Annotated in this window: 20 protein-coding genes; 12 read left to right on the top strand and 8 right to left on the bottom strand. The window is 69.9% G+C overall.

Features of this window, described 5'->3' with window-relative positions; genetic code table 11:
• The first annotated feature begins 239 nt into the window (after positions 1-239).
• Both RZE77_RS28880 and RZE77_RS28885 read left to right on the top strand, forming a co-directional pair.
• Positions 240-2,033: a PQQ-dependent methanol/ethanol family dehydrogenase gene (locus tag RZE77_RS28880; protein WP_319443130.1), complete on the top strand. Its 1,794-nt coding sequence runs from the start codon at positions 240-242 to the stop codon at positions 2,031-2,033.
• A gap of 10 nt (positions 2,034-2,043) precedes the next feature.
• Complete coding sequence (locus RZE77_RS28885) at positions 2,044-2,388, top strand: high-potential iron-sulfur protein (protein ID WP_319443131.1); 345 nt, start codon at positions 2,044-2,046, stop codon at positions 2,386-2,388.
• Between the two features lie 9 nt (positions 2,389-2,397).
• Here RZE77_RS28885 and RZE77_RS28890 read toward each other — a convergent pair whose 3' ends face one another.
• The 4 genes from RZE77_RS28890 to RZE77_RS28905 form a co-directional block, all read right to left on the bottom strand.
• Entirely contained in the window at positions 2,398-3,405 is a 1,008-nt protein-coding gene (locus tag RZE77_RS28890) for an FAD:protein FMN transferase (RefSeq protein ID WP_319443132.1), read from the bottom strand.
• Entirely contained in the window at positions 3,402-5,510 is a 2,109-nt protein-coding gene (locus RZE77_RS28895) for a 4Fe-4S binding protein (protein ID WP_319443133.1), read from the bottom strand. The genes RZE77_RS28890 and RZE77_RS28895 overlap by 4 nt, the downstream gene beginning before the upstream one ends.
• Positions 5,507-6,439 carry a pyrroloquinoline quinone biosynthesis protein PqqB gene (pqqB, locus tag RZE77_RS28900; RefSeq protein ID WP_319443134.1) on the bottom strand — a complete coding sequence of 311 codons (933 nt, stop codon included), beginning with the start codon at positions 6,437-6,439 and terminating at the stop codon, positions 5,507-5,509. Before pqqB ends, RZE77_RS28895 begins: the two co-directional genes overlap by 4 nt.
• 159 nt (positions 6,440-6,598) lie before the next feature.
• Complete coding sequence (locus RZE77_RS28905; protein ID WP_319443135.1) at positions 6,599-8,722, bottom strand: sigma-54-dependent Fis family transcriptional regulator; 2,124 nt, start codon at positions 8,720-8,722, stop codon at positions 6,599-6,601.
• 278 nt (positions 8,723-9,000) lie between these two features.
• On the opposite strand from RZE77_RS28905, the gene pedF reads away from it, so the two are divergent.
• The 4 genes from pedF to RZE77_RS28925 all read left to right on the top strand — a co-directional run bounded on the left by pedF (position 9,001) and on the right by RZE77_RS28925 (position 13,441).
• A complete protein-coding gene (gene pedF, locus RZE77_RS28910; RefSeq protein WP_319435191.1) occupies positions 9,001-9,495 on the top strand; it encodes a cytochrome c-550 PedF in 495 nt (164 codons plus the stop codon).
• Between the two features lie 10 nt (positions 9,496-9,505).
• On the top strand, positions 9,506-10,363 hold the full coding sequence (locus RZE77_RS28915; RefSeq protein WP_319443136.1) for a substrate-binding periplasmic protein: 858 nt from the start codon (positions 9,506-9,508) through the stop codon (positions 10,361-10,363).
• An 88-nt stretch (positions 10,364-10,451) separates the two neighbouring features.
• Positions 10,452-12,470: an acetate--CoA ligase gene (acs, locus tag RZE77_RS28920; protein WP_319443137.1), complete on the top strand. Its 2,019-nt coding sequence runs from the start codon at positions 10,452-10,454 to the stop codon at positions 12,468-12,470.
• A gap of 137 nt (positions 12,471-12,607) precedes the next feature.
• Positions 12,608-13,441, top strand: a complete 834-nt coding sequence (locus tag RZE77_RS28925) for an alpha/beta fold hydrolase (RefSeq protein WP_319443138.1) — start codon at positions 12,608-12,610, stop codon at positions 13,439-13,441.
• A gap of 21 nt (positions 13,442-13,462) precedes the next feature.
• On the opposite strand, the gene RZE77_RS28930 is transcribed toward RZE77_RS28925, so the two are convergent.
• The 3 genes from RZE77_RS28930 to RZE77_RS28940 form a co-directional block, all read right to left on the bottom strand.
• Positions 13,463-13,738, bottom strand: a complete 276-nt coding sequence (locus RZE77_RS28930; protein ID WP_319443139.1) for a hypothetical protein — start codon at positions 13,736-13,738, stop codon at positions 13,463-13,465.
• A 147-nt stretch (positions 13,739-13,885) separates the two neighbouring features.
• The gene (locus RZE77_RS28935; protein WP_319443140.1) at positions 13,886-14,857 is read right to left on the bottom strand and encodes a D-2-hydroxyacid dehydrogenase family protein; all 972 of its coding nucleotides are present in this window, start codon (positions 14,855-14,857) and stop codon (positions 13,886-13,888) included.
• A 14-nt stretch (positions 14,858-14,871) separates the two neighbouring features.
• Positions 14,872-15,864 (bottom strand): Bug family tripartite tricarboxylate transporter substrate binding protein, encoded by a 993-nt coding sequence (locus RZE77_RS28940; protein ID WP_319443141.1) that lies wholly within the window; start codon positions 15,862-15,864, stop codon positions 14,872-14,874.
• A gap of 186 nt (positions 15,865-16,050) precedes the next feature.
• Between RZE77_RS28940 and RZE77_RS28945 the strand changes: the two genes are divergently transcribed.
• The 5 genes from RZE77_RS28945 to RZE77_RS28965 all read left to right on the top strand — a co-directional run bounded on the left by RZE77_RS28945 (position 16,051) and on the right by RZE77_RS28965 (position 21,363).
• Positions 16,051-16,815, top strand: a complete 765-nt coding sequence (locus RZE77_RS28945) for an IclR family transcriptional regulator (RefSeq protein WP_319443142.1) — start codon at positions 16,051-16,053, stop codon at positions 16,813-16,815.
• A 104-nt stretch (positions 16,816-16,919) separates the two neighbouring features.
• Complete coding sequence (locus RZE77_RS28950; protein WP_319443143.1) at positions 16,920-17,732, top strand: class I SAM-dependent methyltransferase; 813 nt, start codon at positions 16,920-16,922, stop codon at positions 17,730-17,732.
• A gap of 182 nt (positions 17,733-17,914) precedes the next feature.
• Positions 17,915-18,937: an alpha/beta fold hydrolase gene (locus RZE77_RS28955; protein ID WP_319443144.1), complete on the top strand. Its 1,023-nt coding sequence runs from the start codon at positions 17,915-17,917 to the stop codon at positions 18,935-18,937.
• Between the two features lie 13 nt (positions 18,938-18,950).
• Positions 18,951-20,381, top strand: coding sequence for an aldehyde dehydrogenase family protein (locus RZE77_RS28960; RefSeq protein WP_319443145.1), 1,431 nt, complete (start codon positions 18,951-18,953; stop codon positions 20,379-20,381).
• A gap of 13 nt (positions 20,382-20,394) precedes the next feature.
• Complete coding sequence (locus RZE77_RS28965; RefSeq protein WP_319443146.1) at positions 20,395-21,363, top strand: quinone oxidoreductase family protein; 969 nt, start codon at positions 20,395-20,397, stop codon at positions 21,361-21,363.
• An 11-nt stretch (positions 21,364-21,374) separates the two neighbouring features.
• Here RZE77_RS28965 and RZE77_RS28970 read toward each other — a convergent pair whose 3' ends face one another.
• Complete coding sequence (locus RZE77_RS28970; protein ID WP_319443147.1) at positions 21,375-22,373, bottom strand: AraC family transcriptional regulator; 999 nt, start codon at positions 22,371-22,373, stop codon at positions 21,375-21,377.
• A gap of 182 nt (positions 22,374-22,555) precedes the next feature.
• Here RZE77_RS28970 and RZE77_RS28975 point away from each other — a divergent pair, with 182 nt between their 5' ends.
• Positions 22,556-23,347 carry an SDR family oxidoreductase gene (locus tag RZE77_RS28975; RefSeq protein ID WP_319443148.1) on the top strand — a complete coding sequence of 264 codons (792 nt, stop codon included), beginning with the start codon at positions 22,556-22,558 and terminating at the stop codon, positions 23,345-23,347.
• Positions 23,348-23,362 lie beyond the last annotated feature (15 nt).

A 23,362-nucleotide genomic window follows, 5' to 3' on the forward strand; every position in this document is an offset into this window, starting at 1 on the left:
CGTTGCACGGCCGCAGCCTTGTGGCGATCACTGCGCCGTGATGCAACGATGCTGCCCCGCGCGCTGTTCGACCTTGTAGCAATGCAGCGGGAAAACCCGCGCCCGGCGGCCCGCGCGATGCGCGCAAGAGCCCCTGGAAGGCCGCATCGCGCGTGGCATGGAGATTGCCCTTGACTCCCGTGAAGGCATGCCCGCGTGGCACGCCCGAGCCGCTATCCACACCCACGAGGAGACACCACATGCAATTGAAGCTCTTGAACGCGCTCATGGCCATCGGCCTGGCCGCGGCCGGCGGCGCCGGCGCACAAGTCACGGACAAGATGATCCAGTCCGAAGCCACGGCGAACGGCAACGTCCTGACCTGGGGGGTCAATACCCAGGGCCAGCGCTACTCGCCGCTGAAGCAGGTCAACACCGGCACCGTGTCCCGGCTCGCGCCGGCATGGGCCTTCTCCTTCGGCGGGGAGAAGCAGCGCGGCCAGGAATCGCAGCCCGTGATCCACAAGGGCAAGATGTTCGTCACCGCCTCGTACTCGCGCATCTACGCGCTCGACGCCATCACCGGCAAGAAGCTGTGGAAGTACGAGCACCGCCTGCCCGAGGGCATCATGCCCTGCTGCGACGTGGTCAACCGCGGCGCGGCGCTGTACGACAACCTGGTGATCTTCGCCACGCTCGACGCGCAGCTGGTGGCGCTCGACCAGAACACCGGCGACGTGGTCTGGAAGGAGAAGATCGACGACTACGCGGCCGGCTACTCGGCCACCGCGGCGCCGATCATCGCCAACGGCCTGATCCTCACGGGCGTGTCGGGCGGCGAGTTCGGCATCGTCGGCCGCGTCGAGGCGCGCGACGCCCGGACGGGCAGCATGGTGTGGTCGCGTCCCACGGTGGAAGGCCACATGGGCTACACCTACGACAACGACGGCAACAAGAAGGAGGCGGGCGTCTCGGGCACCGTCAACAAGAGCTGGCCGGGCGACCTCTGGAAGACCGGCGGCGCCGCCACCTGGCTGGGCGGCACCTTCGACGCCAAGACCGGCCTGGCCTACTTCGGCACCGGCAACCCGGCGCCGTGGAACAGCCACCTGCGCAAGGGCGACAACCTGTTCTCGTGCGCGACCGTGGCCATCGACGTGAAGACCGGCCAGATCAAGTGGCACTACCAGAACACGCCCAGCGACAGCTGGGACTTCGACGGCGTGAACGAGTTCGTCACCTTCGACATGGACGGCCGGCGCGTGGGCGGCAAGGCCGACCGCAACGGCTACTTCTACGTGAACGACGCCACCACCGGCCAGCTGCTCAACGCCTTCCCCTTCGTGAGGAAGACGACCTGGGCCAACGGCATCGACCTGAAGACCGGCCGCCCGAACTTCGTGCCCGAGAACCGCCCGGGCGACCCCGTCGCCAGCGGCGACGGCAAGAAGGGCAACTCGGTGTTCGCCGCGCCGGGCTTCCTGGGCGGCAAGAACCAGATGCCGATGGCCTACAGCCCCGACACCAAGATGTTCTACGTGCCCGCCAACGAATGGGGCATGGACATCTGGAATGAACCGGTGGCCTACAAGAAGGGCGCGGCCTACCTCGGCTCGGGCTTCACCATCAAGCCGCTCAACGAGGACTACATCGGCGCGCTGCGCGCGATCGATCCCAAGAGCGGCAAGATCGCCTGGGAGATCAAGAACAGCGCGCCGCTCTGGGGCGGCGTGCTCACCACCGGCGGCAACCTGGTGTTCTGGGGCACGCCCGAGGGCTACCTGAAGGCGGCCGACGCCAAGACCGGCAAGGTGCTGTGGGAGTTCCAGACCGGCTCGGGCGTGGTCGCGCCGCCGGTCACCTGGCAGCAGGGCGGCGAGCAGTACGTGGCCGTGGTCTCGGGCTGGGGTGGCGCGGTGCCGCTGTGGGGCGGCGAGGTGGCCAAGAAGGTCAACCTGCTGGAGCAGGGCGGCATGGTGTGGGTCTTCAAGATCCCTTCGGCCGGCAGCGCGCGCACCGCCCGGGCGGGCGAGGCCCGCGTGGCGTCCAACTGAAGGAGGCGGCATGACGGATCGCAACAGCGAAGGGGGCCGCGGCGCCTCCCGCCGGGAGTTCGTCGGCCGCGCGGCCGGCGGCGCCTGCCTGCTGGCGGCGCTGCCGGTGCGCGTGCTGGCCGCGCCGCCGCGCGCCGAGGAAGGCGACGAGACTTCGGTGCAGCTGGGCTACAGGCACGACACCAAGAGCGTCGACAAGAAGAAGTACCCGCGCCACGCGGCCACGCAGGAGTGCGTGAACTGCGCGATGTGGCAGGGCACGCCCTCCGATGCCTGGGCGGGATGCGCGATGTTCGGCCGCAAGCAGATCGCGGCCAAGGGCTGGTGCATGGCGTGGGCGCCCAAGCCCGCCTGAGCGCCGCAGCTACAGCATCGGCCGCCCCGCGGCCGGCTCGATCTGCAGGCCGGGCGTGGCCTCCCAGCGCCCGGCCTTGTCGATCCACAGCGCATCGACCTGCCACTGGCGCGCGACCTGCCGCGCCTGTGCGGGCCCGGCAACGAAGAACACCTTGGTGAGCGCATCGGCCAGCGCGCCGCTGGGCGCCGCCACCGTCACGGCCGACAGGGCCGGCGGCGAATAGCCGGTGTGCGGATCGACGATGTGGTGGTGCCGGCGGTCTGCGCTGAAGAAGGCCTGGCTGTCGGCCGAGGTGGCCACGCAGCGCCCGTCGGCCAGCAGCCGCGCGATCAGCGCCGATTCGGCCTGCGGGTCGGCGATGCCGAGCGACCAGGCCTGCGTGCCGCTGCGCAGCCCGAGCGGCGCGAACTCGCCGGCATCGACCAGCGCATGCCGGATGCCGCGCGCCGCCAGCGCCTGCCGCACGCGGTCCGCCGCATAGCCCTGCGCAATGCCGTTGAGCGTCACGGCCATGCCCGGCGCGTCGAAGCGCACCAGCCGGCGCCGCGCATCGAGCGCGCGCCAGTCGACCCGCGCGCGCGCCGCCGCCACTTCCCGCGCGTCCGGCAGGCGGCCTTCGCGCTGGGCGGCCGCGAAGGCCTCCCACAGCGGCTGCACCGTTACGTCGAAGGCGCCGCGGCTCTCGCGCGACACCTCGTGCGCGATGCGCAGCACCGCCAGCAGATCTTCCGGCGGCGCGGCCAGCCGGCCCTCGCGGTTCAGCCGCGAGAGCGCGCTGGCGGGATCGAACAGGCTCATCTGCGCCTCGATGCGGCGCAGCAGCGCCACGCCCTCGTCCAGCGCGCGTTCCACCACCGCCTGGCGCTCGTGCCCGGCCTGCAGGCTCAACGCGGTGCCAAAGCCCAGCAGGTCGCGCCGGCCCCAGTGCAGCGCGGTGACGGCCGGCGCCAGGGCCGCGCCACCGGCCAGCACGCCCAGGCCGAGCGACAGGCGCAGCAGCCGGCGCCGCTTCATGCCGCACTCCGGACGGCGGCCGCCGCGTGCACCGGAATCACCCGCTGGCGACCGCGCGCGATCAGCGGCGCGCAGCGCTGCGGGCTGTCGTGGATGGCCACGCAGTCCAGGCACTGGAAGCACTCGCCGTAGACGATCGCGCCGTCGGGCTTGATCGCCTGGTACTCGCAGCGGTGCCGGCAGGTCTGGCAGGGCGTGCCGCATTCGGCGCGGCGCGGAATCCACTTCAGCAGCCGCGCATGCCCGAGCAGCTTGAGCCCCGCGCCGAGCGGGCACAGGTAGCGGCAGAAGCCCTTGTAGAGCACCAGGTTCAGCAGCACCAGGCCGCCCGCCCAGGCCACGAAGGGCCAGGCGCGCACGAAGTTCAGCGTGATCGCGGTCTTGAAGGGCTCGACTTCCACCGCCCGGTCGGTCCATGCGGGCGAGACGGCCGCCAGCGCGAGGATGACTGCCAGCACCGCGTACTTGAGCCGCTTGAACCGCGCATCGAGGTCGCGGTGCAGCCGCAGGCGCTTCCTGCCCAGGCCCGCGCGCCGCGCGAGCTGCGCCGCGAGTTCCTGCAACGCGCCGAAGGGGCAGAGCCAGCCGCAGAAGGTGCCGCGTCCCCAGACCACCAGCGTGAGTGCGACGAAGGCCCACAGCGCCACGCTCATCGGGTCGTACAGCAGGAAGCCGAGCGAGCGCCCGGCCGCCAGCGCCTGGATCGCGGCGGTGACGTGGACGACCGAGAGCTGGCCCTGCGCGAACCAGCCGATGAAGACCAGCGTGAAGACCAGGTAGCCGGTGCGAAAACGCGCCAGGCGCGCGGGCGTGGCGACGATCCAGCGCGGCCGCGCCAGCACCACCGCCAGCAGCGCCAGCGCGCCCGTGAGCACCGCCAGCTCCCAGGCGCGCGCATGCCACACGGCCTGCCAGCCCTTGGTGTCGTCCTGCGGCGCAATCACCTGGTCGGCCGGCAGCCGGTAGGGCAGGGCGAAGTCGCGGCTCACCCGCTCGCCGTAGAGCATGCCCTTCTCGCGCGTCACGCGCAGCGCAAAGTCCAGTGGCCGGGCCGGGTCCAGGCCGGCCGGCCCGATGACGCGGAAGACCTTGGCATCGGCATGCCGCAGCGCGGCCGGCAGCCGCAGCGGATCGTCCAGGTCGAGGTCGCGAAGCTCCAGCGGCAGGTCGCCCTGCCTGAGCGTCAGGCGGTCCGGCACCGCGCCGCGCACGAAGCGGTCGCCCACGAAGGTGTAGCGGCCGGTGGCGATCGCCAGCAGCGCATGGTCGCCCTCGTCGATGCGGCCGAGCAGGTGCTGCCAGCCCGCTTCCGACAGCAGGTTGCGGCCCACGGCCGGAACGTTCAGGTAGGCCAGGTACAGCTCGCTGAAGGTCTCGCCGGAGGCCGCGCCGGCGCCCTCCGCCTCCTCGACGCCGGTGCCCGCGAAGGCCCGTTCCACCTGGCCGCGCGAGAGCCGCACGCGCTGCACCAGCCCGGCCTGCAGCAGCGCGTCCCAGTCCATCGGCCGGAAGCCGTCGCGCCGCACGCGCGCCAGCAGGGCCGGGTCGCTGCCGGCGCCAAAGCCGAGCCGGGCGCGCGCCACTTGCAGTGCCGAAGCGAGCAGGCTCTGGTGGAGGATGCGCACCGACGCGGTGGCCTTGGCGACCCCGTCGATGTAGACGTTGGCGCTGCCCTGCTGCTCGCCGCGGTTGGCGTTGGAGCCGATCTTGATGTTCTGCCGCAGCGACAGCCCCTTGTACTGCTCGGCGAAGCGCAAGAGCGGCCCTTCGCCCAGCCCCTCGAGGAACACCGGCTCGTGGTGCGAGAGCACGCGCACGTCGAGGAACGCGCCCTTCGCATCCAGCGCCACCAGCAGGTTGATCGGCGTGCCCGAGAAGCCGGGGATCGGCGCCAGGTCGATCGACTCGAAGACGTAGCCCGCGAGCACCGGGCTGGTCATGTCCTGCTTGAAGATCGGCCAGACCGGCAGCTGCGCATCCTTCTCGCCCACGGTCCACGGCGGCGGGAAATGCCGCTGCAGCGCGGCGCGCGTCATCATGCCCGCCTGCGCCGCCAGCGCCAGGCCCATCAGCAGCAGCGCCGCCAAGAGGCGCCGCCCGGTCACAGCGAGATCTCCATGCCGTCGTAGGCCACCTCGATGCCATGGCCTTCGAGCAGCTGGCGCTGCGCGCTCGCGGCATCGAGGATCGGGTTGCTGTTGTTGATGTGGATCAGCACCTTGCGCCGCGCCGGCGTGGCCAGCAGCGCGTCCACCATGCCGGCGCGCGGGCCGGTGCCGGTCTGCGGCAGGTGGCCCATGTCGCTGGCGGTGCGCGTGCCCAGGCCGGCGTGGCGCATCTCGTCCTCGGTCCAGAAGGTGCCGTCCAGCAGCAGGCAGTCGGCATCGTGCATCCAGCGCAGCTCCTCGGGGCCGACCTCGGCCAGGCCCGGCGCGTAGAAGAGGCGCCGGCCGCCCTGCAGGTCCTCGATCAACAGCGCGATGTTGTCGCCCACGGTCTGCTCGCGGCGGTGCGGCGAATAGGGCGGCGCCTTGCCTGGAATGGCCACCGCGGTGAAACGCAGCGAAGGAAAGCCGGCCACGCCGAAGTCGACGCGCGTCTGCGTGCCGGCCACCGCCAGCATGTGCCAGCGCGTGCCGCAGTAGTGCTCCAGCACGCCGAGCACGGGAAAGGAGGTGGTCAGGTCCTCGAACACGCAGGGCGTGGCATAGAGGTCGATGCAGGGCCCTTCACGCAGGCCGAGCAACCCGGCGACGTGATCGATCTGCGCGTCCATCAGCACCACCGCCTTGATCGGCGTGTCGCGCAGGCCATGGCGCGGATGCAGCTGGGGGTGGCTGCGGATCTGCTGGCCGATGTCGGGCGAGGCATTGAGCAGCACCCACGATTCGCCGTCGGCGGAGACCGCGATCGAGCTTTGCGTGCGCGCGCAGGCATCGAGCACGCCCTGGCGCTGGCCCGCGCACAGCCGGCAGTTGCAGTTCCATTGCGGAAAACCGCCGCCCGCGCCGGAACCGAGGACCAGGACTTTCATGAATCCTCGAACGCAGGGGCCGACCGTTGCATGAAGTCTCCTCGTGTGGGCTGCACGAGTGGCGTGGCGCAAGTCGCATGCCTGCGCGAACTGCTCCAGGCTGGTACAGCGCCGTGCGGCGCTGGCACAGGGTTTCCCCCGGCCCTCACAGGGCCTGTGTCAGTCGGCCTTGTTCCAGCGCAGCTTGCGGTAGATGGTGTTGCGGCTGATGCCCAGGCGCTTGGAGGCGACCGAGATGTTGCCGTCGGCCGCCGCAAGGGCGCTGCGGATCATCTCGATCTCGGCTTCCTCGAGCGTGCGCGGGGCGCTCGGGGCGGCAGCGGGCGATGGCTCGGCGCCTTGCGCGGGTTGGGGCAGGGGCTCGGGCACGGCGACGGCGTACGCCGTCTGCGTTGCAGCGGGCTCCGGTGCGGGAGTGGGCGCGGGTGCCGGTGCGAATGCCGCCGCAGCGGTCGCAGCTTGGGGCCGCACGCGCCGCACATCCTCCAGGAAGTCGTCCGACAAGTGATGCTCGCAGATGTGGCCTTCGCCCGCGGCCATCACGGCGGCGGTGCGCAGCACGTTGGCCAGCTGGCGCAGGTTGCCGGGCCACGCATAGGCCTTGAAGAGCGCGAGCACCGAGGGCTCGATGCCGGGCGTGTCCTGCGGGCATTCGGCCAGCAGGATGCGCCGCGCCACCACGTCCAGGTCGCTGCGCTCGCGCAGCGCCGGCAGCCGCACCACCAGGCCGTTGAGGCGGTAGTAGAGGTCTTCGCGGAAGGTGCCCGCATCGATCATCTCGCGCAGGTTGCGGTGCGTGGCGCCGATCACGGCAATGTCCACCGGAATCGACTTGAGGCTGCCCAGCGGCGTGACGTTGCGCTCCTGCAGCACCCGCAGCAGCCGCGCCTGCAAGGGCAGCGGCATGTCGCCGATCTCGTCCAGGAACAGCGTGCCGCCGTTGGCCTGCACGATGCGCCCGACCGCGCCCTTGCGGCGCGCGCCGGTGAAGGCGCCGTCCTCGTAGCCGAACAGCTCGGCCTCGATCAGCGATTCGGGAATGGACGCGCAATTGACCGCCACGAAGGGCTGCCGGGCCCGGTTCGAGTCCTGGTGCACGGCGCGCGCGAGCAGTTCCTTGCCGGTGCCGGTCTCGCCGAGGACGAGCAGCGGAATGTCGCGGTTGATGACGCGCCGCACCTTCTGCAGCGTGGCCGCGATCTGCGCATCGCCGGTGTCGAGGTAGCGCAGGCCGGAGAAGGGGGCCTGCGCCGAAGGGCAGGGCGGCCGCGCGGCCGCGGTGGCGGCATCGTGGGCGGGCGTGGGCATGCGCGCTTCCACCGAGGTCACGGGCATGTCCAGCACCACCGCGCGTTGCGGCCCGTTGAAGCGGGCGCTGACGTGGAACTGCTGCCCGTTGGCCGCGTGCAGCATCATCGGCGTGGGCAGCGGCGTGCGGAAGTGGTCGAACACGGCCGAGGCCGTGATGCCGAACAGGCTCGGCAGGCTCTGCATGCGCAGCGCGGCAATGCTCATGTCGAGCTGGTCCAGCGCGCTGCGGTTGGCGCCCAGGATCTTGCCGTCCACGCCCACCACGATGATCCCTTCGAGCAGCGTGCCGATGAACTCCGCGCGGCCATGGAAGTGCAGCCGCAGGCGGTTGCCGTAGTCGTCCGACAACCACTGGTTCTCGATCATGCGCGCCGACATGCGCACCAGGCCCATGGTGTGCTGGTGGTAGGAGCGCTGGTCGCCGGTGACGTCGAGCACGCCCAGCATCTCGCCGCGCGGGTCGAAGATCGGTGCGGCCGAGCAGGTGAGGAAGTTGTTGGCGTGGATGAAGTGCTCGCCGCCGTGCACGACCGTCGGCGTCTCCTCGACCAGCGTGGTGCCGATGGCGTTGGTGCCCTTGGAATGCTCGGCCCAGCTCACGCCCGGCGTGAGCGCCACCTTGTTGGCGCGCTGCAAAAACCTGTCGTCGCCCACAGAGTGCAGGATGGTGCCGGTGGTGTCGGCCAGCACGATCATGCTGTCGGTGTCGACGATCTGCTCGAGCAGCATCTCCATGACCGGCGCCGCATGCGTGAACAGCCGCTGGTTGCGCTCGCGCGCCACCACGAGGTCGCTGCGCCGCAGCGGATCGAAGTCCGGCCGCTCCACGCGCGACAGGCCCAGCGCGGCGCAGCGCTCGTGCCACTGCTGGATCAGTTCGCTGCGGCCGGCCTGGGGCGGAGTGACGGCCAGCCCCGATGGCTGGATCCAGCCATGGGAAGGGCTGGCTGGGGCATGAAAGGCATCAACCATCTGCTGTCTCCTGTCCCGCTTTTTTTGCGGGCGACTTGTCTCTGGCCAGTTCGAATGCTGTTCACTGGTCGCTTCATTTTGGAACACCCGTCGTGGGCCAGGTGTTCCGTCCCGGCGCTGCGGCGGCAAGGATGCCACAGCAACCGGCCCTTGTGGGCACTGTCCAGCGGCCTGGACGCTACAGCTAAGGCAAGTTGTGTTCCTGCTTGAAGCAATGGCCCTTGGCACAGCGATTGCGAATTTGTGCGGGTTCCCCATCACCACAACGGAGACCCGACATGATGAATCCCGATCCACGAACCCTGCGGCCCCTGGCCCGCGCCGCGCTGGCGGCGGCGATGCTGGGCATGGCCCTTTCCGGCGCTGCCCGGGCCCACGGCGACGTCACGCCGCAGGCCGTGGACACGTCCTCGCTGCCGAAGCTGGGCGAGCAGTGGCGCGCCGAGAACCCGTTCCGCGGCAACAGCGGGGCCGTCCAGATCGGCACCTCCGCCTACAACCAGAACTGCGCACGCTGCCATGGCATCGACGCCATCTCCGGCGGCATCGCGCCCGACCTGCGCAAGCTCGACAACGACTGCGCCACTCTCAAGGACGCGGCGCGCAAGGCGGCCTGCGTGAAGGAGACCGACGACCTCTACCTCACCACCGTGCGGCGCGGCCGCACGCGCAACGGCGCCGTCTACATGCCGCCGTTCGAAGGAACGATGAACCAGGAGGCGATCTGGGCCATCAAGTCCTTCCTGGAGACGCGGCGCGACAAGCCGATGTGAGACGGCTGCCATGCACACACCTCCTTCTTCTTTCCCGCGACTCTCGCGCCGCGCCTGCCTGCAGTGGGCCGCGGCCGCCGGCGTGGCCGCGCTCGCCGGCATGGCGCGTGCGGGCGCGCTCGACCGGATCCGCGCGCGCGGCACGCTGAGCGTGGCGATCTACCAGGACATGCCGCCGTTCCACCTGGCCGGCGAGGGCATCGACATCGAGCTGGCGCGCGCGCTGGCCGGCGCGCTCGATGTGAAGCTCTCGCTGCTGCCCTTCCTGGCCGACGAGAACATGGGCGACGACCTGCGCCACATGGTGTGGCGCGGCCACTACCTGGGCTTCGGCCCGGCCGACGTGCTGCTGCACGTTCCGGTGGACCGCCCGCTGATGGACGAGACGCCGCAGGCGCTCATCTTCGCGCCGTACTACCGCGAGCGCGTGGTGCTGGCGCGGCGGCTCGACCGCCTGCCGCAGCTGGACACGCTCTCGGCGCTCGGCGATGCGAAGGTGGCCGTTTCCGGCAAGACGCTCGCGGGCTGGCTCATGATCGGTGCCGACAACGGCGCCTACCGCGACCAGCTCGACACTCAGCCGAAGGACGGTACCGAGGCCGCACGCGCCCTGCAGCGCGGCGAGGTGGCCGCGGCCGCGGGGCTCGCGTCCGAGATCGAGTCGGTGCTGCGCGGCGACGCGCGCTTTGCGATTGCGCCGCTGCCTTCGCCGCGCATCCAGCGCAACGGCTGGGCGGTGGGCATGGCGGTCAAGAAGGACGCCACCGACCTGGCCCAGGCGCTGCAGGCCAGCGTCAATGCGCTGGTCCAGGGCGGGCGGCTGCGCACGATGTTCGAAGGAGGAAACGTCGCCTGGCAGGCGCCGTGAACCGGCGAGCCATGGCACTCGACCTTGCGCATTCCAGCGGATACCCACAACCACCACACCCAACGACGGACGACGTGTCCGAACACCCATGAGCCTGCCCAACCCCATCGAATCCGTCCTGGTCGAGAACCGCGTGTTCCCCCCCGACGCCCGCGCCAGCACCGGCGCCCGCATCGCCGGCATGGCCGCCTACGAGGCCCTGTGCCAGGAGGCCGAACAGGACTTCGAAGGCTTCTGGAGCCGCCTGGCGCGCGAGAACCTGGACTGGACCCAGCCCTTCACGAAGACACTCGACGAGTCGAAGGCGCCGTTCTACGAGTGGTTCGGCGACGGCGAACTCAACGCCAGCGCCAACTGCCTGGACCGCCACATCGGCACCCCCGTCGAGCACAAGACCGCCATCGTCTTCGAGGCCGACGACGGCGCCGTCACCAACGTCACCTACAAGGAACTGCTCGCCCGCGTGAGCCAGTTCGCCAACGCCCTGAAGGCCGCCGGCATCGGCAAGGGTGACCGCGTCATCATCTACATGCCCATGACCATCGAGGGCGTGGTCGCCATGCAGGCGTGCGCCCGCATCGGCGCCACCCACAGCGTGGTGTTCGGCGGCTTCTCCGCCAAGGCCCTGCAGGAGCGCATCATCGATGCCGGCGCCGTGGCCGTCATCACCGCCAACTACCAGCTGCGCGGCGGCAAGGAGCTGCCCCTCAAGGCCATCGTCGACGACGGCATTGCCCTGGGCGGCTGCGAATCCATCCAGACCGTCTTCGTCTACGAGCGCACCCCCAGCGCCTGGCCCCGCGTCGACGGCCGCGACAAGACCTTCGCCGAGGCGCTGGCTGGCCAGAGCACCGACTGCCCGCCCGTGCCCGTCAACGCCGAGCACCCGCTCTTCATCCTCTACACCTCCGGCTCCACCGGCAAGCCCAAGGGCGTGCAGCACGCCACCGGCGGCTACCTGCTGTGGGCTCGGCTCACCATGGACTGGACCTTCGACATCCGGCCCGAGGACGTCTTCTGGTGCACCGCCGACATCGGCTGGATCACCGGCCACACCTACGTCGCCTACGGGCCGCTCGCCGCCGGCGCCACCCAGGTCGTGTTCGAGGGCATCCCCACCTTCCCGCACGCCGGGCGCTTCTGGCAGATGATCGAGAAGCACCAGGTCAGCGTCTTCTACACCGCCCCCACCGCCATCCGCTCGCTCATCAAGGCTGCCGAATCGGACGAGAAGGTGCACCCGAAGAACTGGAACCTGGACAGCCTGCGCATCCTCGGCTCCGTCGGCGAGCCCATCAACCCCGAGGCCTGGATGTGGTACCACCGGCACATCGGCCATGAGAAATGTCCGATCGTCGACACCTTCTGGCAGACCGAGACCGGCGGCCACGTCATCACGCCCTTGCCGGGCGCCACGCCGCTGGTGCCGGGCTCGTGCACCTTGCCGCTGCCGGGCATCGCGGCGGCCATCGTGGACGAGACCGGCAAGGACCTGCCCAACGGCGCGGGCGGCATGCTGGTCATCAAGCGGCCCTGGCCCTCGATGATCCGCACCATCTGGAACGACCCCGAGCGCTTCAAAAAGAGCTACTTCCCCGAGGAGATGGGCGGCACCATCTACCTGGCCGGCGACGGCGCGGTGCGGTCCGCTGGCGGACCCTCCGGTTCCGGGGCCGACCGCGGCTACTTCCGCATCACCGGGCGCATCGACGACGTGCTCAACGTCTCGGGCCACCGCCTGGGCACGATGGAGATCGAATCGGCGCTGGTGTCCAAGACCGACCTGGTGGCCGAGGCCGCGGTGGTGGGGCGGCCCGACGACGTGACGGGCGAGGCGGTGTGCGCGTTTGTCGTGCTCAAGCGCGGGCGCCCGAGCGGCGAGGAGGCGAAACAGATCGCCAACGAGCTGCGCGCCTGGGTGGCCAAGGAGATCGGCCCGATCGCCAAGCCCAAGGACATCCGCTTCGGCGACAACCTGCCCAAGACGCGCAGCGGCAAGATCATGCGGCGCCTGTTGCGCAGCATCGCCAAGGGCGAGGCCATCACGCAGGACATCTCGACGCTGGAAAATCCGGCGATTCTGGAGCAGCTCGCGCAGAAGAACTGAGCCGAAGTGCGCGCATTCGACATGACCCTTTCAACCCTCTCCTCGCGATGGCTATCCAGCCGTTCTCGTTCGCTGAGATTCGTCTCATGACAATCTCGTTCGCGGGATGACCCGATCTGCTGTGAGAAGAGCCCGCGATGCCCAGCAATGAATTGAATCTGCCCGAACGCTTCGACTTCCAGGGACACGCCGTTGCGTGGGGCTCCCTCGGGGAGGGGCCTCCGGCCGTGCTTCTTCACGGCACGCCATTTTCCTCGGCCGAGTGGCGGCGGATTGCGCCATGCCTTGCCCGCGAGCGGCGCGTCTTCTATTTCGACATGCTGGGCTATGGCCTCTCCGACAAGCCGGATGCGGACGTCTCCCGCGGCGTGCAGAGCGAGCTCTTCGCTGCCCTGTATCGGCATTGGGGGCTCAGCAGTCCCGACGTGGTGGCGCACGACTTCGGCGGATCGAGCGCGCTGCGCGGCCACCTGCTGAACGGCCTGGACTATCGCTCGCTGGTCCTGGTCGATCCGGTGGCGATCAGCCCGCAGGGCTCGCCGTTGGTGCAGGCGGCCAGGAAGCATGAAGAGGTGTTCGCGAGCCTGCCTGCCTACATCCACGAGGCCATGCTGCGGGCGTACATCGGCACGGCCGTCGGGAGCGCGCTGCGCGAAGACGAAATGCAGCGCTACCTCGCACCCTGGCTCGGCGACGAGGGGCAGAAGGCGTTCTGGCGGCAGGTCGCGCAGATGGACGACAAGTACACCGAGGAAGTCGAGTGGCGCTATGGCGAGATGCGCTGCCCCGTCGCCATTCTGTGGGGAGAGGAAGACGAGTGGATCCCGATGGCCGACGGGCGCGAACTGGCAAGGCGCATGAGCGCTGCGTCCTTCACGCCGGTGCCCGATGCCAAGCACCTGGTGCAGGAAGATGCACCCGAGGCCATCGTGGCTGCGGCCTTGCGGTTGTGGGCGGCGGTCGATCGATAGCTGCCGGGTGCCGATCGCAGGTCAGAGCAATCGCAATCCCCTGGGAAATCGAATGAAGGTCTGCGCCGGTTCGGGCACCTTGCCCGCCCTGGCGATCTCGGCAAAGCCTTCTTCCGTGATGCGGGTCACCGTGGCCACCTGCCATACGGCTTGCCGCGCCCGCGACCTGATGGCTGCGAACTCGGCTTCGATCAGGCCGGTGGCCACCAGCATCGAGACCTGCCGGACTTCCTCGGGGTCGGTGACGCGGACGGGCAGCTGCACGCGGTGCAGCCTCAACAGAAGAAAGAGTGGCATTCGGTTCTCCGATGGCCGGCTCGGGGGAATGCCTCGAATGCCGTCCGCTTGGAATAGTTGAATGTGAATTTGTCACATTCAAAACCGCCACGAGCGTCAGAATAAGTCGATCGGCCGTGTCCGCCACCGCCGCCTCGCAGACAGGTCCTAGCCCGGGCGCAGGACCGAGGGGTTGAGCGCGTCCTTCAAGCGCCCTGCGGCAAACGCGTTGACGTGGTCGAAGGCGATGCCGAAGTAGCGCTCGTAGTTGTCGCGCTCGACATAGCCGATGTGTGGCGTGCACAGCGCGTTGGGCAGTTCCAGGAGCGGATGCTCGCCTGCGCGTACGGGCTCTTCCTCGAACACGTCCACGGCCGCGAAGCCCGGCCGGCCCGCCACCAGCGCGCGTTCCAGCGCACCGGGCGCGACCAGCTCGGCGCGGCTGGTGTTCACCAGCAGGGCGCTGGCCTTCATGCGGGCCAGGTCTTCGTCCGAGACCATGCCCCGGGTGTGCTCGTTGAGCCTCACATGCAGGCTGATCACGTCGCTCTGTGCAAAGAAGGCCTCGCGTGAGGGCGCCACTTCGAAGCCGTCCGCGCGTGCCGCCGAAGTCGAGCCCTCGCGCCCCCACACCCAGACCTTCATGCCGAAGGTGCGCCCGTAGGCGGCCACCTGGCGGCCGATGCGCCCGTAGCTCCACACGCCCAGACGCTGGCCGCCGAGCTGCTGGCCCAGGTGGCCCTGCCACCGGCCCTGGCGCAGACGCGTGGCTTCCTCGACCAGGTGCCGGCGGCTTGCCAGCGCGAGCGCCCAGGTCAGTTCGGCGGTGGCCGAACCTGCGCCGCTGCCTTCGGCCACCGCCACGCCGCGGGCCGTGCAGGCCGCGACATCGACGTGGCCCGCCAGCTTGCCGGTCTGGCTGATGAGACGCAAGCGGGGCAGCCGCTCGAGCAGCGCCGCATCGATGCGCGTGCGCTCGCGGGTGAGCACGATCGCCTCGGCGTCCGCGAAACGCGCCGCGAGTTCATCGGTGCTCTTCACCGTGTCGTTGAAGATGCGGACCTCGTGCCCATCGAGCTTGCCGAAGCAGTCGAGCGTGCGGACGCAGTCCTGGTAGTCGTCGGGGATGACGATGCGCATCGGGCGGCGCTCCTTCATTGCAAGGTGATGTTCAACTGCTCGACCGTGCGCTTCCACAGCGCGAGGTCGTCGCGTATCAGCGCCGTGAAGTCGGCCGGAGGCATGCCGCCGGGCTCGATGCCCTGGGCCTGGAAGATCTCGCGCACTTCCTGCGTATCGAGCGAGCGCTTGACCTCGGCATAGAGCCGCTGCACGACCGGCGCGGGCGTGCCGGCCTTCAGCAGCAGCCCGTACCAGCCATGCACGTCGAAGCCGGGATAGCCCTGCTCGGCGACGGTCGGCACATCGGGCAGGCCGGTGAAGCGCGACTTCGGCGCGACTGCGAGCGCGCGCAGCCTGCCCGCCTTGATCTGCGCGAGTGCCGAACTCATGTCGAGGAACATGAACTGGATCTGGCCGCCCAGCAGGTCCTGCACTGCGGGGCCGGCGCCCCGGTAGGGCACATGGACCGCACGGATGCCGGCGCGTTGCACGAACAATGCGGCGCCCAGATGCGCAGAGGTGCCGTTGCCCGAGGAGCCGTAGGAAAGGCCGCCGGGCTGGGCCTTGGCCATCGCGACCAGCTCCTGCAGGTTCCTGGCCGGGAAGTCCGGCTTCACCACCACTGCATGCGGAATGAAGCCCACCACCGTGAGCGGCGCAAACTCGCGCAGCGTGTCGAACGGATAGTTCGGCATCAGCGCCGGATTGGTGACCGCGAGGATCGAGGGAAAGACCATCGTGTAGCCGTCGGCCGGGCCGCGGGCGATCTCGCTCATGCCGATCACGCCGCCGCCGCCGGGCTTGTTGTCGACGATCACCGGCTGGCCGAGGCTGGGGGCCATGTTCTTGGCGATGGCGCGCGCCATCAGGTCGGTCGGGCCGCCGGCTGCAAAGGGCACGACGATGCGGATCGGCTTCGACGGAAAGGCGGACTGTGCGTTCGCGAGCGGGCCCAAGGCCGCGAGCGCGAGGCCGGCGCCCGCAGCGGCGTGGAAGCCTCGGCGCGACATGCGATTCGGGTTCATGGTGTCTCCATTTTTTGTCATGCACCGGATCACGGGGCGAGCACGGCCACGACGCCGTCGGCGTCGCGCACGGATGTCTCTCTTTCCCGCTTGTCGGTATGGCCCGAGCTTAGGACGCATACTCCGCCAGCGCACCTGCCTTCTTCCACTGCGTGGAATTGAAGGGCTGCCGCGAGGAGACATCGAATGCCCACCCCATCCAACCGCTCGCTCGAACGTGGAATCGAGATCCTGCGTGCCTTCCGGCCCGGCTCCACGCTGCTGGGCAACGGCGAGCTCGCGGAGCGCACCGGCCTGGCGCCAGCCACCGTGAGCCGCCTGACGCAGACGCTGGTCGGCGCGGGACTGCTCGAGCACGACCGGCCCGCGCGCGCCTACCGGCTCGCGGCGCCGGTGCTGAGCTTCGCGCACGCCATGCGCACCGGCTCCACCGTGCTGCAGGTGGCCGCCCCGCGGATGCGGGCGCTGGCCGAGAAACTGCGCATCAACGTCGGGCTCGCGGTCGCCGATCGTTCCGAGATGCTGTACCTCGAGTCGATCCGCTACAACAAGAAGGCGTCGCTGCGCAGCGTGGTGAGCGGACAGCGCGTGCCGATCGAGCTCACCTCGCTCGGCCGTGCCTGGCTGGCAACGGCGCCGCTGGCGCGGCGTGCCGAACTGGCGAAGGAGTTCGAGGCGCGCCGCAGCAATTGGCCGCGGCTTCGCAGGGAGATCGACAAGGCCATCGAGAGCGTGCGCCGCCGCGGCTGGTGCGTGGCCTCGTGGCAGCCCGAGATCGTTGCGCTGGCCATGCCGCTGGCGCTTCCGAACGAGCGCGTGCACGTGCTCAATGCGAGCCTGTCCACCAGCGAGCCGGCGAACGAGGTGGCGCTCGAACTGGGCGCACCGCTGCTGGCGCTCGGCGAGCAGATCACCCGCGAATTCATCGCGCGTGGCGGCAGCCTGGCGTAGGCCGTTCGCCGGATGATGGAGAGAAGCTCGTAGGACGACGTTGACGAGGCTGGCGTGCAGGTCCACCATGGCCGGGCCGCCGTCCGGAACTTCAAGGAGATCACATGGCTGAGAGCGACAAGGTGTTCGCGGGCTCGATCCCGAAGTTCTACGACACGCTGATGGTCCCCTTGATCTTCGAGGCCTATGCCGCCGACATGGCGGAGCGTGTCGCGGCCTTCTCGCCCGGTGCGGTGCTCGAAACGGCGGCCGGCAGCGGCGTGGTCACGCGGGCGCTGGCGCCAAGGCTCGGCGCCGGTGCGCGCTACGTGGTGACCGACCTCAACCAGCCCATGCTCGACTACGCCGCCAGCCGACAGGGCGCCGACAGCCGCATCGAGTGGCGGCAGGCGGACGCGCTTCACCTGCCGTTCGACGATGCCTCGTTCGACGTTGTTTGCTGCCAGTTCGGCGCGATGTTCTTCCCCGACCGCAGTGCCGGCTACGCCGAGGCGCGCCGCGTGCTGAGGCCGGGCGGGCGATTCGTCTTCAATGTCTGGGACCGCATCGAGGAGAACGCCTTTGCCGACGAGGTCACCCACGCCGTCGCCGCCGTGTTTCCGCACGACCCTCCGCGGTTCCTTGCCCGCACGCCGCACGGCTATCACGACACCGCACGCATCCGCGAGGATCTGGGCCGGGCAGGATTCACCGGCATCGAGATCGAGACGCGTGAGGAGCTGAGCCGCTCGCCCTCGGCGCGCGAGGTGGCCACCGCCTACTGCCAGGGGACGCCGCTGCGCAGCGAGATCGAGGCGCGCGACGCCAGCCTGCTTCAGCGCGCGACGGACCGCGCGGCGGAGGCGATCGTCAGCCGCCATGGCGAAGGGCCGGTGGAAGGCAAGATCCAGGCGCATGTGATCGTGGCGGCGGGATAGCGCAGCCGCGGCGCAAGCCGAGTTCCATCGGCCCGCGGCCAGCGCTGCACCTTGGCGCGCGCCTGCAATTGAAATTTATTGTTGGCGAAGCCGGCCCAGATACACAGGCATACGCAAGGCCGCCGCCAGGCCGCCTGCGGGCAGAACAATCTCTCCACCACTTCGGATTCCAGGAGATCTCAATGATTGTTTCGCCCCCGTTGCCGCGCCGTTCCTTCCTCGCCAAGGCGGCGCTCGGCGTCGCTGCCGCCCAGCTGAGCTCGATCGTTCCCGCCTTTGCCCAATCCGCCGGCACAGGCGGTTCGAGGCGCCTCGAACCGCTCAAGAACATCGATGCGGGCTCGCTCAGCATCGGCTACTACGAAGCCGGCCCCGCCGACGGCGCGCCCGTGATTCTTCTTCACGGCTGGCCCTACGACATCCACATGTTCGTCGACATCGCCCCGCAGCTTGCGGCTGCGGGCTTTCGCGTGATCGTGCCCTATCTGCGCGGCTACGGCAGCACCCGCTTCCTGTCGGCCCACACGCCGCGCAACGGGCAGCAGTCGGTGGTCGCCGTGGACATCATCGCGCTGATGGACGCGCTGAAGATCAAGTCCGCCACCGTGGCCGGTTGCGACTGGGGCGCGCGCACGGCCTGCATCATGGCCGCGCTGTGGCCGGAGCGCGTGAAGGCGCTGGTGTCGGTCAGCGGCTATCTCATCGGCAGCCAGCAGGCCGGCAAGAACCCGCTGCCGCCCGCGGCCGAGCTGCAGTGGTGGTACCAGTACTACTTCGCAACCGAGCGCGGCCGTGCGGGCTACGAGAAGAACCGCCACGACTTCGCCAAGCTCATCTGGCAGCTGGCCTCTCCGAAGTGGAACTTCGATGCGGCCACTTTCGAGCGCAGCGCCGTGGCCTTCGAGAACCCCGACCACGTGGCCATCACTGTCCACAACTACCGCTGGCGCCTGGGCCTGGCCGACGGCGAGGCCAGGTACCAGGCGCTCGAGGACCGGCTGGCCAAGGCACCGGTGATCGGCGTGCCGACCATCACGCTCGAGGGCGACGCCAACGGCGCGCCGCATCCGGAGCCCAGCACCTACGCGAAGAAGTTCTCGGGAACCTACGAGCACCGGCTGGTCAGCGGCGGCATCGGCCACAACCTGCCGCAGGAAGCGCCCGAGGCCTTTGCCAAGGCAGTGCTCGACGTGGCGCGCGGCTGAGGCGGCGGACCCCATGTGGAACATCGACCAGGCCTACATCGATGGCGCCTTCGTGCCCGTGCAGGGCAGCGAGCGGCTGGAGATCTGCAACCCCGCGACCGAGCGGGCCATCGGCACGGTGACGCTGGCGAACCGCGAGGATGCGAAGCGCGCCATTGCCGCGGCGAACCGCGCCCAGCCGGCGCTCGCGCGAAGTACCAGGGCGCAGCGCATCGACATGCTCCGGCGCCTCGAGGCCGCGGTGCTGGCACGCACCGACCGGATCCGCGAGGCCACCATCGAGGAATACGGCGGCCCGCTGGCCCGCTCGCAGTGGGTCAGCAACTACGCCTCGCAATGCTTCGCCACCACGGCGCAGGCGCTGCGGGACTATGCCTTCGAGCGCCGCCTGGGCGAGGCCACCGTGGTGATGGAGCCGGTCGGCGTCGCCGGCCTCATTGCGCCCTGGAACGCCGCCGCCGGAAGCATCTGCAGCAAGCTGGCTTCGGCAATTGCCGCGGGCTGCGCCTCGGTCATCAAGCCGAGCGAGCTGGGCCCGCTGCAGGTGCAGGCCGTGACCGAGGCGCTGCACGACGCGGGCCTGCCGCCCGGCGTCTTCAATGTGCTGCTCGGGCGCGGCAGCGATGTGGGCGACGAGATCGCCACCAGTGCGGGCATCGCGAAGATCTCGTTCACCGGTTCCACGCAGACCGGAAAGCTCATTGCACGCGCGGGCGTCGACACCATGAAGCGCGTGAGCCTCGCGCTCTCGGGCAAGTCGGCCGCCCTGGTGCTGGACGACGCCGACCTGGCCGCCACACTGCCCCTGGCGCTGAATGCCGCCTTCATGAACAACGGCCAGGCCTGCGTGGCGGGCACCCGCCTGCTGATCCCGCACGCGCGCATGAAGGCTGCTATTGAACAGGTGCGAGCGGCGGTGGCCGCACTGCGCGTGGGCGATCCGCGTGACCCTGCCACCGCGGTCGGACCGCTCGCGAGCCAGGCGCAGTTCGATCGCGTGCAGCACTTCATCCGCCGCGGCCTGGCGCAGGGCGCAACCCTCGTGGCCGGCGGCGAGGGTCGGCCGGCCGGTTTCGAGCGAGGCTGGTTCGTGCGGCCCACCGTGTTTGCCGAAGTGCGCAACGACATGGACATTGCGCGCGAGGAGATCTTCGGGCCGGTGCTCTCGATGATCGGCTATGGCGACGAGGCCGAAGCCATCGACATCGCGAACGACTCGCCCTACGGCTTGCAGGCCTACGTCTTCTCGTCCGACGCGCAGCATGCCCTGCGCGTGGCCTCGCGGCTGCGGGCCGGCACCGTGCTGGTCAATCGCATCGTGCCCGAATTGGCTGCGCCCTTCGGCGGCGTCAAGCAGTCGGGCGTCGGCAGGGAGTTCGGCGTCTTCGGCATGGAGGCTTTCCTGGAGCCGAAGACCATCGCCGCCGCGGACGGCATGGCGTGAAAAAGGAAAGACGATGAAAGCAGTGGTGATGAACCAGGCCGGCAACGTCGACGTGCTGGCGCATGTGACGCGGCCGGACCCGGTGCCCGGCCGTGGGATGGTGCTGGTGGAGGTCGCCGTCGCCGGCGTCAATTTCATGGACATCGGCGTGCGCCAGGGCATGGCGTGGAGCGAGATGCCCAACCCGAAGATCCTGGGCGTCGAGGGCGCAGGCCGCGTGCTGGCCGTGGGCGAGGGGGTCGAGGGCTTCGCCACCGGGCAGCGCGTGGCCTGGGTCTATGCGCCCGGCAGCTATGCGGAGCAGATCGCCATTCCGGCCACGTCGCTGGTGCCCATTCCCGATGGCATCGACGACAGGACCGCGGCGGCGGTGATGATGCAAGGCCTGACCGCGAGCCATTTCGCCACCGACTTCTATCCGGTGCAGCCCGGCGATATCGCCTTCGTCCACGCGGCAGCCGGCGGCCTCGGGCTGCTGCTGACGCAGATCGTCAAGCTGCGCGGCGGCAGCGTGATCGGCCGCGTGTCGTCGACGGACAAGGTGGCGGTGGCCACGGCGGCCGGTGCGGACCACGTGATCGTCGACAGCGAAGGCAGCTTCGCCGAGCAGGCGCGGCAGCTGTCCGGCGGCGAGGGCGTGCACGTGGTGTTCGACGGCTCGGGCCCCACCACCTTCCAGGGTTCGCTGGACGTGCTGCGCCGCTCGGGGACCTTCTGCTGGTACGGCCCGGTGCTGGGCGGGCCGGGTGCCATCGACATCATGAGCCTGCCCAGGAGCATCAAGCTGGGCTACGCGGTGTTCTCCGATCACATCCCCACGCCGGAGCTCTTGCGCGCGCACTCGGCGAGGCTGTTCGGCTGGATCGCCGAAGGCAAGCTCAAGGTCCATATCGGCGGCGTGTATCCGCTGGCCGATGCCGCCAGGGCCCACGCCGACATGGGCAGCCGCGCGACCACGGGCAAGCTGCTGCTGGTGCCCTGAGGCCGAGGAAGTCAGGAGGCGCGCAGCGCCCGGGTTTCCGAGGGCCGCTCGCCGAAGCGGGTGCGGTACTGTGCCGCAAAGTGGCCCATGTGAAGAAAGCCGTACTTCGCCGCAACGTCGCGCACGCCGGCATGGCTCGGCATGCGCAGCTCGGCGCGCACCTTGTCGAGGCGCTGCTCGCGCAGGAATTCCATCGGGCCCAGGCCCGCATGCTGGCGGAACGCGAGTTGCAGCGCACGCGCGCTGCAGCCCACTTCGCGGCAGACGTCGGCCAGCGACAAGGGCTGGTCGGCGTGCGCCGCCATGTAGTCCTGCGCCCTGCGGACCACGCGCGGCAGCAGGCTGCGCTGGGCATCGCCGGCCAGGGCGCGCGAATGGTTGTGCGCCGCGGACATCAGCAGGCTCGCCATCAGGTATTCCTCGGCATGCTCGGCCAGGCGGCCGCCGGCCTGCAGCGCGGTGCCGCTGTCGAGCGTGAGCCGCAGGTAGTCGATGAAGTGCACCACCGGTGCCAGCGCGGGGTTGTCGAGCGGCACGCCCAGGTCGAACACCAGGTGCTGCCGGACGGGCGCCTGGAGCAGCGATTCGAGCCGCGAGAGCAGTGCGGAGCGGGCCAGCCGCACGATCAGGTGCGGGCTGTCGTCGGCCCAGCGCATCGACAGCGGCTCGGTCGGCGAAGGCAGCGAGGCCAGGCGCGGATTCGCCTCCACATGCTGCGCGCCGCAGCGGATCTCGGCGCCGCCGCGCAGCGGAATCTGCAGCAGGAAGAAATCCTGCAGGTAGCCTGGGTCGATCTGCACGCCCGGGCCGTACTGCACGTAGTTGAGGCTCACGTCCCGATGCAGCCGCGCGCTGTGGTGGCAGGCGTCGAGCTCGGTGCGCGGCCGCAGCATGACCAGGCCGTGCGGGCAGAACACGCGGGCCACGCTTTCGCGCGCCTCGTCCATGTCGTGGCTCTCGAAAAGCCGGTAGCGCTGCAGCGGCAGCGGTGGGGTCGTGGCGGTTTCCATGGGGCGAGGCCACCCTAGCAAAAACCATCCCCGGCCACAATTCGGACCAGCCCTCGATAAAAGCTGCGCGCCAGGGACAGGCGCTGCGTTTGCGGGACTCGCCGAAGGCCCGCTGGCTCGTAAGGTTCGCTCCCACACAGGCCATCCCGGCCTGCCCGACCGAACCGAGGAGAGCAAACGCCATGTTCAAGGGACTCGAGGGCAAGAGCGCCATCGTCACCGGTGGCGCCACACTGATAGGCGCCGGCGTGGTGCGCGCGCTGCACGCGGCGGGTGCGAAGGTCGTCGTTGCCGACATCGATGCGGCCAACGGCCAGGCGCTGGCGGATTCGCTCGGCGCCGGCGTGCGCTTCGTGCGCACCGACATCACCGACGATGCGCAGGTGCAGGCTTGCGTGGCCGAGGCCGCCGCGCGGCACGGCGGTGTGCACTTTCTCATCAACCTGGCGTGCTCCTACCTGGACGACGGCTTCAAGTCGCCGCGCGCCGACTGGCTCGCTTCGTTCAACGTGAACGTGGCCAGCGCGGTGGCGATGCTGCAGGCCGCGCATCCACACATGGTCGCGGCCGGTGGCGGGGCGGTGGTCAATTTCACGAGCATCTCGTCGCGCGTGGCGCAGACGGGGCGCTGGCTCTATCCGGTGAGCAAGGCCGCCATGGCGCAGCTCACCCGCAACATGGCGATGGACCTGGCGGCGGACCGCATCCGCGTGAACAGCGTGTCGCCGGGCTGGACATGGTCGGCCGTGATGGACCGGCTCAGCGGCGGCGACCGCGCCAAGACCGACCGCGTGGCCGCGCCTTTCCATCTGCTCGGGCGTGTCGGCGATCCGGACGAGGTGGCGCAGGTGGTGCTGTTCCTGTGTTCGGACCATGCCAGTTTCGTGACCGGCGCCGATTACGCGGTGGACGGCGGCTATGCCGCCATGGGCCCCGAGCAGGCCGTGCCCGCCATTCCCAGGTTGATGGACTAGCTCCCCACGGAGCAT

It is taken from the genome of Variovorax sp. SPNA7 (assembly GCF_033807855.1).
Lineage (GTDB): Bacteria > Pseudomonadota > Gammaproteobacteria > Burkholderiales > Burkholderiaceae_C > Variovorax > Variovorax beijingensis.